Origin of the sequence: Streptomyces litmocidini (genome assembly GCF_014649755.1) — a bacterium.
Lineage (GTDB): Bacteria > Actinomycetota > Actinomycetes > Streptomycetales > Streptomycetaceae > Streptomyces > Streptomyces litmocidini.
Genome location: NZ_BMTQ01000002.1, coordinates 338,347 through 351,753 on the forward strand (window position 1 = coordinate 338,347; position 13,407 = coordinate 351,753).

Annotated in this window: 11 protein-coding genes; 7 read left to right on the forward strand and 4 right to left on the reverse strand. The window is 73.9% G+C overall.

What is annotated here, in order from left to right; translation table 11 throughout:
- Positions 1 to 2: 2 nt before the first annotated feature.
- Positions 3 to 527, reverse strand: a complete 525-nt coding sequence (locus IE180_RS04915) for an Lrp/AsnC family transcriptional regulator (protein ID WP_190155800.1) — start codon at positions 525 to 527, stop codon at positions 3 to 5.
- Positions 528 to 719: 192 nt separating this feature from the next.
- Here IE180_RS04915 and pdhA point away from each other — a divergent pair, with 192 nt between their 5' ends.
- The 7 genes from pdhA (at position 720) to IE180_RS04950 (ending at position 8,825) form a co-directional block, all read left to right on the forward strand.
- Positions 720 to 1,877, forward strand: a complete 1,158-nt coding sequence (pdhA, locus tag IE180_RS04920) for a pyruvate dehydrogenase (acetyl-transferring) E1 component subunit alpha (protein ID WP_190155497.1) — start codon at positions 720 to 722, stop codon at positions 1,875 to 1,877.
- On the forward strand, positions 1,877 to 2,920 hold the full coding sequence (locus IE180_RS04925) for an alpha-ketoacid dehydrogenase subunit beta (RefSeq protein WP_190155498.1): 1,044 nt from the start codon (positions 1,877 to 1,879) through the stop codon (positions 2,918 to 2,920). Before pdhA ends, IE180_RS04925 begins: the two co-directional genes overlap by 1 nt.
- On the forward strand, positions 2,920 to 4,350 hold the full coding sequence (locus IE180_RS04930) for a dihydrolipoamide acetyltransferase family protein (RefSeq protein ID WP_190155499.1): 1,431 nt from the start codon (positions 2,920 to 2,922) through the stop codon (positions 4,348 to 4,350). The genes IE180_RS04925 and IE180_RS04930 overlap by 1 nt, the downstream gene beginning before the upstream one ends.
- 189 nt (positions 4,351 to 4,539) lie before the next feature.
- Positions 4,540 to 5,394: an NTP transferase domain-containing protein gene (locus IE180_RS04935; RefSeq protein ID WP_190155500.1), complete on the forward strand. Its 855-nt coding sequence runs from the start codon at positions 4,540 to 4,542 to the stop codon at positions 5,392 to 5,394.
- On the forward strand, positions 5,391 to 6,698 hold the full coding sequence (locus tag IE180_RS04940) for a molybdopterin molybdotransferase MoeA (RefSeq protein ID WP_190155501.1): 1,308 nt from the start codon (positions 5,391 to 5,393) through the stop codon (positions 6,696 to 6,698). The genes IE180_RS04935 and IE180_RS04940 overlap by 4 nt, the downstream gene beginning before the upstream one ends.
- Before the next feature lie 20 nt (positions 6,699 to 6,718).
- Positions 6,719 to 7,780, forward strand: coding sequence for a potassium channel family protein (locus IE180_RS04945; RefSeq protein WP_229860334.1), 1,062 nt, complete (start codon positions 6,719 to 6,721; stop codon positions 7,778 to 7,780).
- 58 nt (positions 7,781 to 7,838) lie between these two features.
- Positions 7,839 to 8,825, forward strand: a complete 987-nt coding sequence (locus IE180_RS04950; protein WP_190155503.1) for an NAD(P)H-quinone oxidoreductase — start codon at positions 7,839 to 7,841, stop codon at positions 8,823 to 8,825.
- Between the two features lie 296 nt (positions 8,826 to 9,121).
- Here IE180_RS04950 and IE180_RS04955 read toward each other — a convergent pair whose 3' ends face one another.
- The 3 genes from IE180_RS04955 to IE180_RS04965 all read right to left on the reverse strand — a co-directional run bounded on the left by IE180_RS04955 (position 9,122) and on the right by IE180_RS04965 (position 13,360).
- Positions 9,122 to 9,667, reverse strand: a complete 546-nt coding sequence (locus IE180_RS04955) for a bacterial proteasome activator family protein (RefSeq protein ID WP_190155504.1) — start codon at positions 9,665 to 9,667, stop codon at positions 9,122 to 9,124.
- Positions 9,668 to 9,764: 97 nt separating this feature from the next.
- A complete protein-coding gene (locus IE180_RS04960) occupies positions 9,765 to 12,629 on the reverse strand; it encodes an FtsX-like permease family protein (RefSeq protein ID WP_190155505.1) in 2,865 nt (954 codons plus the stop codon).
- Positions 12,626 to 13,360 carry an ABC transporter ATP-binding protein gene (locus IE180_RS04965; RefSeq protein WP_190155506.1) on the reverse strand — a complete coding sequence of 245 codons (735 nt, stop codon included), beginning with the start codon at positions 13,358 to 13,360 and terminating at the stop codon, positions 12,626 to 12,628. Before IE180_RS04965 ends, IE180_RS04960 begins: the two co-directional genes overlap by 4 nt.
- Between the last annotated feature and the right edge of the window lie 47 nt (positions 13,361 to 13,407).

The window sequence follows — 13,407 nt, forward strand, 5'->3', positions numbered from 1 at the left end:
GGTCAGCGGCCCGGTGCGCGGTGGTCCGGGTCGAGGTCCGTCTCCTCGAAGACCAGTAGGGTCCGGGTCGAGAGCACCTCCGGGATCGACTGGAGCTTGGTGAGCACCAGCTCGCGCAGGGTCCGGTTGTCGGGGGTGTGGACGAGCAGCAGGACGTCGAAATCACCGCTGACCAGGGCGATGTGCGCGGCTCCCGGCAGTGCCTGGAGCTGTTCGCGCACGGTCCGCCAGGAGTTCTGGACGATCTTGAGCGTGATGTAGGCGGAGGCTCCGTGCCCCGCCCGCTCGTGGTTGACGCGGGCGCTGAAGCCGCGGATCACCCCGTCGTCGATGAGCCGGTTGATCCGCGCGTACGCGTTGGCCCGGGAGACGTGCACCCGCTCGGCCACGGAGCGGATCGAGGCGCGGCCGTCCGTCTGCAGGATGCGGAGGATGTCGCGGTCGATGGGGTCCAGCGGGCGCGCCGGAGGCCCTGTGGACCCCGCCGCCGGTACCGGGGCGACGACCTGCTCCCAGTCGTCGGCCATTTGTTCATCCGCCATGTGCCCCCGCCTCTCTCCGGTGGACGACCTGCCCTCATCCCAGGCTGTGGAGAACCGTTTGTCCACAGGCTGGAGGTGCCTGTAGCCAAAATGCCTCCACGACCGAACAATCGGTAGGTGAGGCGCGCCACACTCGCGCCACCCGCCTTCGGGTCTTGTGCCCGCTCCGATGAGGAGGTGGACTCGTTGCAACAGCGCAGTTCGACAGTCCAAGAGCCGCCCGGTGCCGTCCCCGCTGACCGGCACACCCCGCCGACGTGGCAGCCGCGTACCGACCCCGCCCCGCTGCTGCCGGAGGCCGAGCCGCTGCGTGTGCTCGGCACGGACGCCGTGGCCGACGCCGACCCCGCGCTGCTGCTCCGGCTCTACGCGGAGCTGATCCGCGGCCGCCGGTACAACACCCAGGCCACCGCCCTCACCAAACAGGGCCGACTCGCCGTGTACCCGTCCACCACCGGCCAGGAGGCGTGCGAGATCGCCGCCGCCCTCGCCCTGGAGGAGCGGGACTGGCTCTTCCCCTCGTACCGCGACACGCTGGCGGCCGTCGCCCGGGGCCTCGACCCCGTCCAGGCCCTCACCCTGCTGCGCGGCGACTGGCACACCGGGTACGACCCGCACGAGCACCGCATCGCGCCGCTCTGCACGCCCCTCGCCACCCAGCTCCCGCACGCGGTGGGCCTCGCCCACGCCGCCCGGCTCAAGGGCGACGACGTCGTGGCCCTGGCCATGGTCGGCGACGGCGGCACCAGCGAGGGCGACTTCCACGAGGCGCTGAACTTCGCCGCCGTCTGGCAGGCCCCCGTGGTCTTCCTCGTGCAGAACAACGGCTTCGCGATCTCCGTGCCGCTCGCCAAGCAGACCGCCGCCCCCTCCCTCGCCCACAAGGCCGTCGGGTACGGCATGCCGGGCCGGCTGGTCGACGGGAACGACGCGGTCGCCGTCCACCAGGTGCTCACCGAGGCCGTGGCCCGCGCGCGGCGCGGCGGCGGCCCCACCCTCGTCGAGGCGGTCACCTACCGGATCGACGCCCACACCAACGCCGACGACGCGACCCGCTACCGCACGTCCGACGAGGTCGAGGCCTGGCGGGCGCACGACCCGATCCTCATCCTCGAAAGGGAACTGACGGAGCGTGGCCTGCTCGACGAGGACGGCAGGCGCGCGGCGGCCGAGGCCGCCGAGACGATGGCTGCGGAGCTGCGCGAACGGATGAACGCCGACCCGGTGCTCGACCCGATGGAGCTCTTCTCCCACGTCTACGCGGAGCAGACGACACAGCTGCGCGAACAGGCGGCGCAGCTGCGCGCCGAGCTCGAAGCCGAGGGTGAGGCGTGATGACGACCGCGACGACAGGCCCCGCCGCCAAGGCCGGCGGGAACGCCGCGAAGCCGAAGCCCGCCACGATGGCGCAGGCGCTCCAGCGCGCCATGCGCGACGCGATGGCCGAGGACCCGACCGTCCACGTGATGGGCGAGGACGTCGGCACCCTCGGTGGTGTCTTCCGGGTCACCGACGGGCTCGCCAAGGAGTTCGGCGAGGACCGGTGCACGGACACCCCGCTGGCCGAGGCGGGCATCCTCGGCGCGGCCGTCGGCATGGCCATGTACGGCCTGCGGCCGGTCGTGGAGATGCAGTTCGACGCGTTCGCGTACCCGGCGTTCGAGCAGCTGCTCTCCCACGTGGCGAAGATGCGGAACCGCACCCGCGGCGCGGTGTCGATGCCGATCGTCATCCGCGTCCCGTACGGCGGCGGGATCGGCGGCGTCGAGCACCACAGCGACTCCTCCGAGGCCTACTACACGGCCACGCCGGGACTGCACGTCGTCACCCCGGCCACCGTCGAGGACGCCTACGGGCTGCTGCGCGCGGCCATCGCCTCCGACGACCCGGTGGTCTTCCTGGAGCCCAAGCGGCTCTACTGGTCCAAGTCCGACTGGTCGCCCGAGGCGCCCGCGCCCGTCGAGCCGATCGGCAAGGCCGTCGTGCGGCGCCGGGGCACCGGGGCCACCCTGATCACCTACGGTCCCTCGCTGCCGGTCTGTCTGGAAGCGGCGGAAGCCGCCCAGGCCGAGGGCTGGGACCTGGAGGTCGTCGACCTGCGCTCGCTCGTGCCGTTCGACGACGAGACCGTCTGCGCCTCGGTGCGGCGCACCGGCCGCGCGGTCGTCGTCCACGAGTCGACCGGCTTCGGCGGCCCCGGCGCGGAGATCGCCGCGCGCGTGGCCGAGCGGTGCTTCCACCACCTGGAGGCGCCGGTGCTGCGGGTCGCGGGCTTCGACATCCCGTACCCGCCGCCGATGCTGGAGCGGCACCATCTGCCGGGCGTGGACCGGGTCCTGGACGCGGTGGCGCGACTGCAGTGGGAGGCGGGCAGCTGATGGCACAGGTGCTGGAGTTCAAGCTGCCCGACCTCGGCGAGGGGCTCACCGAGGCCGAGATCGTGCGCTGGCTGGTCGCCGTCGGCGACGTCGTCGCCATCGACCAGCCGGTCGTCGAGGTCGAGACGGCCAAGGCCATGGTCGAGGTGCCCTGTCCGTACGGCGGTGTCGTCACCGCCCGGTACGGCGAGGAGGGCACCGAACTGCCCGTCGGCGCACCGCTCCTGACGGTCGCCGTCGGCGGCACGGGCGCGCCGGAGGAGCTCGCGGAGGCCGCTCCGGGAGCGACCCCCGCCGCGGGCCGGGCCGACGCCGAGTCGGCCGTCTCCTCGGAGTACTCGGGCAACGTGCTCGTCGGCTACGGCACGGCCGGGCCCGCCGCCCGCCGCCGCCGGGTGCGGCACACGAACCCGGCGGCCGCCCAGGCGCCGGCGGCCGCTCCGGCGCCCGCCGCGGAGCAGGCTCCGGCCGCCGCCCGGATTCCCGTGGCCACGCCGGCGGCCCCGGCCGCTCCGGTCACCGCTCCGGCGTCCGGCGGGCACGCGGGCCCGGTGCCCGTCATCTCGCCGCTCGTGCGGAAGCTGGCCCGGGATCGGGGCCTGGACCTGCGGGAGGTGCGCGGATCCGGGCCCGAGGGACTGATCCTGCGGGCCGACGTGGAGCTGGCCCTCGCAGCCCTGGAACAGCCGGTCGCCGCACCGGCACCCGCCCCGAGCACCGCAGCGGCCCCCGTCGCGACGGTCGGCGAGCGGGTTCCGCTGCGCGGGGTCCGTGGCGCGGTGGCGGACAAACTGTCCCGCAGCCGTACGGAGATCCCCGACGCGACCTGCTGGGTCGACGCCGACGCGACCGAGCTGATGGCGGCGCGGGCGGCGATGAACGCGGCCGGCGGGCCGAAGATCTCGCTGCTCGCGCTCCTCGCGCGCATCTGCGTCCATGCCCTGGCCCGTTTCCCCGAGCTCAACTCCACGGTGGACACGGCCGCCCGGGAGATCGTCCGGCTGCCGTCCGTGCACCTCGGCTTCGCCGCGCAGACCCCGCGCGGGCTCGTCGTCCCCGTGGTCAAGGACGCGGGGAGCAGGACGGCCGAGTCGTTGACGGAGGAGTTCGCCCGGCTGACGGAGGCGGCACGGCAGGGCGCGATCACCCCGGCCGATCTGACCGGCGGCACGTTCACCCTGAACAACTACGGGGTGTTCGGGGTCGACGGTTCCACGCCGATCATCAACCACCCCGAGGCCGCCATGCTCGGTGTCGGCCGGATCATTCCCAGGCCCTGGGTCCACCAGGGCGAACTGGCGGTCCGTCAGGTGGTGCAGCTCTCGCTCACCTTCGACCACCGTGTCTGCGACGGCGGCACGGCGGGCGGCTTCCTGCGCTACGTGGCGGACTGCGTCGAGCAGCCCGCCGTCCTGCTCCGCACGGTCTGACGAGGGGCGGCCGTACCGGACCCCCACCCGGTACGGCCGGCCGGTGCGGACCGGCCGGTGCGGTACGGCCGGCCGGTCCGCACCGGGTGCCGGGCACGACCCGTCGACCGTGCGGTCGTTCGCGCGGGCCCGTCTCAGCAAGGGAGACGGGCCCGTCGGCAGTGGGGTCGGGCGGCCCATACTGCTGGGGTGACCACCGCATACGACGCCGTCGTGCTCGCCGGAGGTGCCGCCCGGCGCCTCGGCGGCTCCGACAAGCCAGGGGTACGGGTCGGGGGCCGGACCCTCCTCGACCGGGTGCTCGCGGCCTGCCCCGACGCCGGCCGGACCGTGGTCGTCGCGGCCCCCCGCCCGACCGCCCGCCCCGTCCACTGGGCCAGGGAGGACCCGCCCGGCGGCGGCCCGCTGGCCGCACTCGACGCAGGCGTCCGGGAGACCGGCGCCGACGTCCTCCTCGTCCTCTCCGCCGACCTGCCCTTCCTGGACCGGACCGCCGTCCGCCGCCTCCTCGACGCCCTCGACGCGGCACCCGGGGCCGAGGCCGCGCTCCTCACCGACGCCGAGGGGCGGGACCAGCCGCTCGTCGCCGCGTACCGCCGCGCCCCGCTCCTGCGTGAACTGGCCCTCGTCACCGGCCGACGGGGCACCCTCGAAGGAGGCCCCCTGCGCCTCCTCACCGGGGGACTGGACCTCACCCGGGTCGCCGCGGGCCCTCTCGCCTCCTTCGACTGCGACACCTGGGAGGACATCGCCACGGCCCGGACCCGCATCAGGGAGCATGGGACCGTGCTGGATGAATGGATCACCGCAGTCAAGGACGAGCTGGGGATCGAACTGGACGTCGACACCGGCGTGCTGCTCGACCTCGCCCGCGACGCCGCCCACGGCGTGGCCCGCCCCGCCGCGCCCCTGACCACCTTCCTGGTCGGCTACGCGGCCGCCCGCGCGGGCGCCGAGGGCGGGCCGGAGGCCGTCGCCGAGGCGGCCCGCAAGGCCGCGGCGCTCGCGCAACGCTGGGCCGCCGAGCAGGACGAGGCCGGATGACGCCGAAGGAGCCCCTCCCCGTGGCCCCCGGGCCCGCCACCGGCGCGAAGGCCGGGACGCCGCACCGGGCCACCGCCTGGCCCGAGGCCAGGGCCGCCGCAGCCCGCGCGGGGAGCGCCGCGCGGGCCGAGCGGGAGCTGCGGCGCCTCCCGCTCGGGCAGGCCCTCGGCCAGGTCCTGGCCGAGCCGCTCCTCGCCCTCACCGACCTGCCCTCCTTCGACACCTCCGCCATGGACGGCTGGGCCGTCGCGGGCACGGGCCCCTGGACCGTACGGGCGGAGACCCCCGTCCTCGCGGGTCACGCGCCCGTCGCCGCCCTGACCGACGGCGAGACCGTACGGATCGCCACCGGGGCCCCCGTTCCGCCCGGGACCACCGCGGTCATCCGTACCGAGCACTCCCGTACGGAACGGACCGGAGCCCTTCCCGGGCCGGGCCTCCTGCTGCACGCGCTGCGCGACGTGGTCTCCGGGCAGGACATCAGGCCCCGGGGCCAGGAGTGCCGGTCCGGCGACGAGCTGCTGCCCGCGGGCACCGCCGTGACCCCCGCCGTACTGGGCCTCGCGGCGGCCGCCGGTTACGACGAGCTCCCCGTTCCCCCGTGTCCCCGGGTGGAGGTCCTCGTCCTCGGCGACGAACTCCTCACGGCCGGTCTCCCCCACGAGGGGCTCATCCGTGACGCCCTCGGCCCGATGCTCGGCCCCTGGCTCGCGGCGCTCGGCGCCGAGGTGCTCGCCACCCGGCGGATCGGCGACGACGCCGAGGAGCTGTACGCGGCCGTCACGGGCTCCGCCGCCGACCTGGTCGTCACCACCGGGGGCACCGCCGCCGGACCCGTCGACCATCTTCACCGGGTCCTCGACAAGGCGGGCGCCACGCTCCTGGTCGACGGGGTGAAGGTCCGCCCCGGCCATCCGATGCTCCTCGCGGCCCTGGGCGGCGGTCGCCACCTCGTCGGCCTGCCCGGCAATCCGCTCGCCGCCGTCTCCGGGCTCCTCACGCTCGCCGAGCCGCTCCTCGCCGCCCTGGGAGGCTCCTCTCCCACCGGGGGCCGTGCCCCCGTCCTGGAGGAGGTGCACGGGCACCCCCACGACACCCGGCTCGTCCCGGTCGTCCGCCGGGCCGAGCGTCTCGTTCCGCTGCGCTACAACGGGCCCGCCATGCTCCGGGGCATCGCCGTCGCGGACGGCATGGCCGTCGTCCCGCCCGGTGGCGCCCGGTCCGGCCAGGAGCTGGACGTCCTCGACCTTCCCTGGCCGCCGACGTCGGGCTCCGTACCGGCCCAAGGAGCGTGTTTCACGTGAAACTTCCCAGCCGTGACGTGATGGCCCGCCAAGCGGACGAACGGGTCTCGGGCCCGCGGATCCAGCTGCCCCGCAGGGTCGTCGAGAGGCCGCTGCGCCAGGTCGGCAAGCGGCTGCTCATGGCGCTCGGCGTGCTGATCGTGACGGTTCTCATCGTCTATGCCGACCGCGACGGCTACCACGACAACGCCGACGAGACGCTCGACTTCCTCGACAGCGTCTACTACGCGACCGTGACGCTCTCCACCACCGGATACGGCGACATCGTCCCGTACAGCGACTCGGCGCGGCTCGCCAACATCCTGCTGGTCACGCCCCTGCGCGTGCTCTTCCTGATCATCCTGGTCGGCACCACTCTCGAGGTCCTCACCGAACGGACCCGGGAGGAGTTCCGGTTGAACCGCTGGAGGTCCACCTTGCGCGACCACACCGTCATCGTCGGTTTCGGCACGAAGGGGCGGTCCGCGATCCAGACGCTCTGCGCGACCGGACTCCGCAAGGACCAGATCGTCATCGTCGACCCCTCCACGAAGGTGATCGAGACGGCGAACGCGGACGGGTTCGTCGGCGTCATCGGCGACGCGACCCGCAGTGACGTGCTGCTCCGCGCCGAGGTGCAGCGGGCCCGGCAGGTCGTCATCGCCACCCAGCGCGACGACACGGCGGTCCTGGTCACCCTCACGGCACGCCAGCTCAACCGCGGAGCGAAGATCGTCGCGGCGGTCCGCGAGGAGGAGAACGCACCGCTGCTCCGCCAGTCCGGCGCGGACGCGGTCATCACCAGCGCCAGCGCCGCCGGTCGCCTGCTCGGACTGTCCGTGCTGAGCCCCAGCGCCGGCACGGTGATAGAGGACCTCATCCAGCAGGGCTCGGGCCTCGACCTCGTGGAACGGCCGGTGACCAAGAGCGAGGTCGGCAAGAGCGTGCGGGAGACCGGCGACCTGGTGGTGAGCGTGCTCCGCGGCCATCGGCTCCTCGGTTACGACGACCCCGCGGCCAGCCCGCTCCAGCTCACCGACCGGGTGATCACCATCGTGCGCGCCGCGTCGGTCACCCCGCTCTCCACACCGCCCGAGGACTGACCCGCCGGAGCGTCGGCTCACCGGAGGAGCGGCCCGTCGGGCGAGTAGCCTCGCCGCCATGTATGCGATCACGATTCCGGAACCCGGCGGTCCCGAGGCGCTCGTCTGGGCCGAGGTGCCCGATCCCGTACCCGGCGAGGGCGAGGTGCTCGTCGAGGTGGCGGCCAGCGCGGTCAACCGCGCCGATCTGCTCCAGCGCCAGGGCTTCTACGACCCGCCGCCGGGCAGCTCCCCGTACCCCGGCCTGGAGTGCGCGGGCCGGGTCGCCGCGCTCGGCCCCGGGGTGTCCGGCTGGGCCGTCGGCGACGAGGTGTGCGCGCTGCTCGCCGGCGGCGGTTACGCGGAGAAGGTCGTGGTCCCGGCCGGCCAGCTGCTGCCCGTCCCGGAGGGCGTCGACCTGACCACGGCCGCGGCGCTCCCCGAGGTGGCGTGCACGGTCTGGTCCAACGTCTTCATGCTCGCGCACCTGCGGCCCGGCGAGACGCTGCTCGTACACGGCGGCGCGAGCGGGATCGGCACGATGGCGATCCAGCTGGCGAAGGCGGTCGGCGCGCGGGTCGCGGTCACCGCCGGAGGCCCCGAGAAGCTCGCGCGCTGCGCCGAGCTGGGCGCGGACGTCCTCATCGACTACCGCGAGCAGGACTTCGTCGAGGAGCTGGCGAAGGCGACGGACGGCGCGGGCGCGGACGTCATCCTGGACATCGTGGGCGCCAAGTACCTGGAGCGGAACGTGAAGGCGCTGGCCGTGAACGGCCGGCTGGTCGTCATCGGCCTCCAGGGCGGGGTGAAGGGCGAGCTGAACCTCGGGGCGCTGCTCGCGAAGCGCGCGGCCGTCCTGGCGACGACGCTGCGGTCCCGTCCGGCGCAGGAGAAGGCGGCGATCGTCGCGGCCGTACGGGAGCACGTCTGGCCGCTGATCGGCGCGGGCACGGTCCGCCCGGTCGTCGACCGGACGCTGCCGATGCCGGAGGCCGCCGAGGGGCACCGGGCGCTGGAGGACGGCCGGCACGTCGGCAAGGTACTGCTGCTCACGCCGCACGCCTGACCCGCCTGACCCGAGCCTGATCCGCTCGACTCCCGCCTGACCCGAGCCTGGTCCGCTCGACTCCCGCCTGACCCGAGCCTGGTCCGCTCGACTCCCGCCTGACCCGAGCCTGATCCGCTCGATCCCCGGTCGACCCGAGCCTGATCCGCTCGACCCCCGCTTGCCCCGAGCCTGATCCGCTCGACCCGCGGCCGACCCGCGCGCTGCGCCCGGGTCGCGCGCGGCTCGCGGCCCGCGCACGGGGAAGGGGTCCGGCACACGAGACGTGCCGGACCCCTTCCTCTTACGGACGTGACCTACAGGTACGGCCCCGAGCGCACCGCGTGCCCGGGGCCGTGGTCGTCGTCATCGTCGTGGGACCCACCCGGAGGCAGCGCGCGACGCATCTGCTCCAACTGCGCGCGGGCCGCCATCTGCTGGGCGAACAGCGCCGTCTGGATGCCGTGGAACAGGCCCTCCAGCCAGCCCACCAGCTGGGCCTGCGCGATGCGCAGCTCCGCCTCGGAGGGGATCGCCTCGTCCGTGAACGGCAGGGAGAGCCGCTCCAGTTCCTCGACCAGTTCGGGCGCGAGCCCGTCCTCCAGCTCCTTCACGGAGCTGGCGTGGATGTCCTTGAGCCTGACCCGGCTCGCCTCGTCCAGAGGGGCCGCCCGTACTTCCTCCAGGAGCTGCTTGATCATGCTGCCGATCCGCATGACCTTCGCAGGCTGCTCGACCATTTCCGTCACCGGGACCTCGCGGGGTTCGTCGTCGCCCTGAGCGCCGCCGAGCGCCATCCCGTCCTGTCCCACGATGAGGACCTGGGGGCTCTCCTGCGACCTGTCATTCCTCGGCATCTCCATGCCGCCATTCTCTCGTACGCATGCCTCACCACACGGTGTGCCCCCGTACGGGGGTGATCCACCCTCGTACGGGGGCACGGGACGGGAACGAAGCCCGTCAGGTCGCCGCGCGCCGGGCCAGCGCGCCGCGCGAACGGGTCACCAGGGCGGCGAGGAGCGCGGCGCCGAGCGGGACGGCGACGATCAGGCCGGCCATCGTCTCCCAGGGGATGACGATCGGCAGGTCGGGCGGGGCCAGGTCACGGCTCCAGCCCTCGGCGACGCTCTGCTCGTAGGAGCGGATCTGTTCGCGCTCCTCGGTGAGCCGGAGCCCGATGGCGGGCAGCAGCCCGGCGACCGAGCCGAGGATCACGCCCATCGCGGCGACGACTCCGCACTGGAATCCGCTGAGCGTGCGGCGGACCCGGGGCGGGGCGCCCACGGCGGCGAGCGTCTTCAGGTCGGCCTCGGCGTCGGCCTGGGCGAGACCGGTGGCGATGCCGGCGGCGCCGATCGTGACCAGGCCCGCGAAGACGGCCAGCGAGAGCAGGACGATGCCGTACTTGTTGACGAACCCTTCTTCCAGGTGGACTTCGACGTCGCTGCCGAGCTTGGCGAGGTCGCTGTCGAGCTTCTGGCGCTGCTCGGAGTCCGGGAGGCGATCGGTGCTGACGTACACGCCCAGCGGCGCCGTGGAGAGCCCGGCGGCCTTCGCGGTGGCCGGGGTCATGAGGGCCTGGAGGCCGTAGGTCTTCTTGTCGCCGGGCACCAGGTACGCGGGCAGGGAGCTGACCTTGCCGGGAACGGGACGGCCCTCCTGGGCGGCCCTGTCGACGGCGGAGAGATCGGTGATCTGCTTGATCCCGACGGTCCCGTCCTTGCCGACCAGGGCGCGGTTGAAGCTGACGATCCTGCCGTCGGCGAGGGCCTTCACGGTCGCGGGGTCGTCGATGCCGAGGACCTGGAGCAGCTTGGCGTCACCGATGAGCAGGCCGCCCTCGGAGATGTACATGCCGCTGCCGGCGGAGTCCTTGCAGCGCCAGTCCTCCGTGAGCAACTTCCGTCGCTGTGCGGGCGTGTACTTCTCCGCGGCGTCGCCGCCGCCCGGGAGGAACGCGTACAGCGGGCACTCGTTCGCCGGGGGGACGACGACCTCGTAGCGGCCGCAGCCCTCGCCCTCTCCCCAGGGCGGGCAGCCGGGCTTGCCGACCGAGACGCGCCCGACGTCGGCGCTGACGTCGACGGGGAAGTTCCGCTGGATGGCCTCGCGGACGGCGGGGACGTCCCGGCCGCCTTCTTCCTGGACGAAGGCGGAGGCGACGCCGTAGGGCAGCGTGGCCTCGTACGCGGCCCTGTTCTGGGCCTCGCGACCGGCCATGTACGTGGTGACGGCGACCGCGCCGGCGACGGCGGCGAGGACGGCGGCGACGGCGGGTGCCGTACGCCCCCGGTTGCGGACGGCGTCCCGCAGCGCGAGGCGCGGGGAGAGCGGAAGCCAGCGTCCGGTCCGCCCGAACAGACCCACCAGAGCGGGGGTCATGGCGACGACGCCGAGCTCGGCGAGGGCGGAACCGGCCGCCACGAGGGCGACCTGCTCGGAGACCATCGAGCCGAAGAGGGCGATCGCGCCGCCGACGAGGAGGGCCGCCAGGCCGATCAGGGGAAGGACGCGGCTGCTGCGGCGGATGCCGCGCCGGCCGGTGAGCGAGGCGAGGACGGTCTGCCGGGAGGCGGTGACGGCCGGGACGATCGCGGCGAGCAGGCCGGTCAGGACCGCGAGCAGCGCGATGCCGAGCAGTTCGAGCGGCCGGACGTCGAACGCCCCGAAGCGCTGGCCCATGGTGTCCTCGAGGACCGGCTGCAGCACCAGCGTCAGGACCACGGCGAGGGCGATGCCGGTGACGGCGGCCGCGACGCCGATGACCAGACCGCCGCTCAGCACGATCGCCCGGATGTGGCTGCGGGCACCGCCGTTGGCGCCGACCAGGCCGAGCTGGCGGCGCGAGCGGCGGGCGCCGACCGCGAAGGCGGGCCCGGCGAGGAGGCAGATCTCCAGCATCGCCAGGCCGACGACGGTGGCGAGGGAGGCGAGTTCGGCGGTCTTGGCCCCCGGGCTGGACCCGTAGTCGCCCCAGCCGTCCTTCTGGTTGAGCGGGACCTCGGACGCGGCGGGCGGGTCGAGCACCACGGCGCGCGAGACGACGGCGACACCCTTGGTGTTGATCTCCTTGACGGCGTTCCACGTGAAACCACCGGACTTGCGCACCAGGTACGAGACGGAGGCGTCGGGCGCGGGCAGACCGGCCTTCTCGACCGCCTTCGCGTACGGGGCGAGGAAGGCGCCGGGCAGCGCGTTCACCTGGTCCGTGGTGAGCGAGTCGGGAAGTTCGTAGGCGCCGACGATCCGATACGGGCGATCGAAATTGCGGGCGGAAAGGGTCGAGCCGATCGACAGCCCGCTCGTCTCCAGGAAGTGCGAGGTGGCCATGACCTCGTCGCTCTTCTCCGGGAAGCGCCCCTCCAGGAGCGTCATGATGCCGCGGGCGATCGGATCGGACGCCTTGAGCTCACGCACGTCGGCCCCGAGCAGACCGTGGGTCGTCGTCAGCTTCGCCGAACCGAGGGCGTCCGTGAGGACGGTGGCCCCCGCCGGGATGGTCCTGGTGACATCGGTGGAGCCGCTCGGCCAGGGCTCGTTCTCGTAGTCCTCGGCCGGCGTGTGCGTCTCGCCGGTGGGGTCCTGGAAGATCGGGACGCCGCCGACCTGGGCGTCCCTGAAGCGCGCGTCGGCCGCGCCGATCGTCCGCTCCAGCCGCTCACCGGGCGACAGTTCGGAGCTGCGGTAGGTCAGGTCGAGGGCGCTGACGCCCAGGATGGGCAGCGCGATCATCGCGAGGACGAGGGCGCTGCGGCCCTTGGAGCGCCAGGCGTCGCGACGGGCTATGCGGATCGCGGCCCGCCAGGAGTGGAACCAGGTCTTCACGCGTCGGCCACCTGACCGGAGAGGAGCGAATCGGCCTCGCTGCGCACGGTCTGGTCGACGATGGCGCCGTCCCGCAGGAACACGACCCGGTCGGCCCAGGCGGCGAACCGCGGCTCGTGGGTGACGAGGACGCCGGCGGCGCCCGCGTCGCAGCGGGAGCGGAGCAGGGCGAGCACGGACTCGCCGGTCTCGGAGTCCAGGGCGCCGGTCGGCTCGTCGGCGAGGACGAGGCGGCGGTCGCCGACGAGGGCGCGGGCGATGGCGACGCGCTGCTGCTGGCCGCCGGACATCTCGTCGGGGAAGCGGTCGGCGAGGTGGCCGAGCCCCATCTCCTCCAGGGCGGCGACGGCCTCGACGCGCGCCTTGCGGGCGGAGGTCCCGTCCAGTTCGCGGGGGAGGGCGACGTTCTCGGCGGCGGTCAGGGCCGGGATGAGGTTGTAGTCCTGGAAGACGTAACCGATGCTGCGGCGGCGCAGGGCCGCGAGTTCCTTGACGCTCGCGGTGGTGATGTCGGTGTCCTCGACGATCACCCGGCCCGAGCTGGGGGTGTCCAGGCCGCCGGCGATGGTGAGCAGCGTGGACTTGCCGGAGCCCGACGGGCCCATGACGGCGACGAGTTCGCCGGGGTACACGGCGAGGTCGATGCCGCGCAGGGCGTGCACCTCGGTGGCGCCCGCGCCGTGGACGCGGGCCAGGTTCTGCAGTTGCAGCACGGGCTGCTGTGTCGACATGGAGGGATCCCCCCGTTGGCCGTACGCGGCGGTCGGGCCGGGTACGG

Excerpts from the sequence above, each read along its gene's own strand:
- IE180_RS04930 (WP_190155499.1), top strand. The coding sequence starts at position 2,920 with ATGGCACAGGTGCTGGAGTTCAAGCTGCCCGACCTCGGCGAGGGGCTC.
- IE180_RS04925 (WP_190155498.1), top strand. The coding sequence starts at position 1,877 with ATGACGACCGCGACGACAGGCCCCGCCGCCAAGGCCGGCGGGAACGCC.
- IE180_RS04965 (WP_190155506.1), bottom strand. The coding sequence starts at position 13,360 with ATGTCGACACAGCAGCCCGTGCTGCAACTGCAGAACCTGGCCCGCGTC.
- IE180_RS04955 (WP_190155504.1), bottom strand. The coding sequence starts at position 9,667 with ATGGAGATGCCGAGGAATGACAGGTCGCAGGAGAGCCCCCAGGTCCTC.
- IE180_RS04940 (WP_190155501.1), top strand. The coding sequence starts at position 5,391 with ATGACGCCGAAGGAGCCCCTCCCCGTGGCCCCCGGGCCCGCCACCGGC.
- IE180_RS04950 (WP_190155503.1), top strand. The coding sequence starts at position 7,839 with ATGTATGCGATCACGATTCCGGAACCCGGCGGTCCCGAGGCGCTCGTC.
- IE180_RS04915 (WP_190155800.1), bottom strand. The coding sequence starts at position 527 with ATGGCCGACGACTGGGAGCAGGTCGTCGCCCCGGTACCGGCGGCGGGG.
- IE180_RS04945 (WP_229860334.1), top strand. The coding sequence starts at position 6,719 with ATGGCCCGCCAAGCGGACGAACGGGTCTCGGGCCCGCGGATCCAGCTG.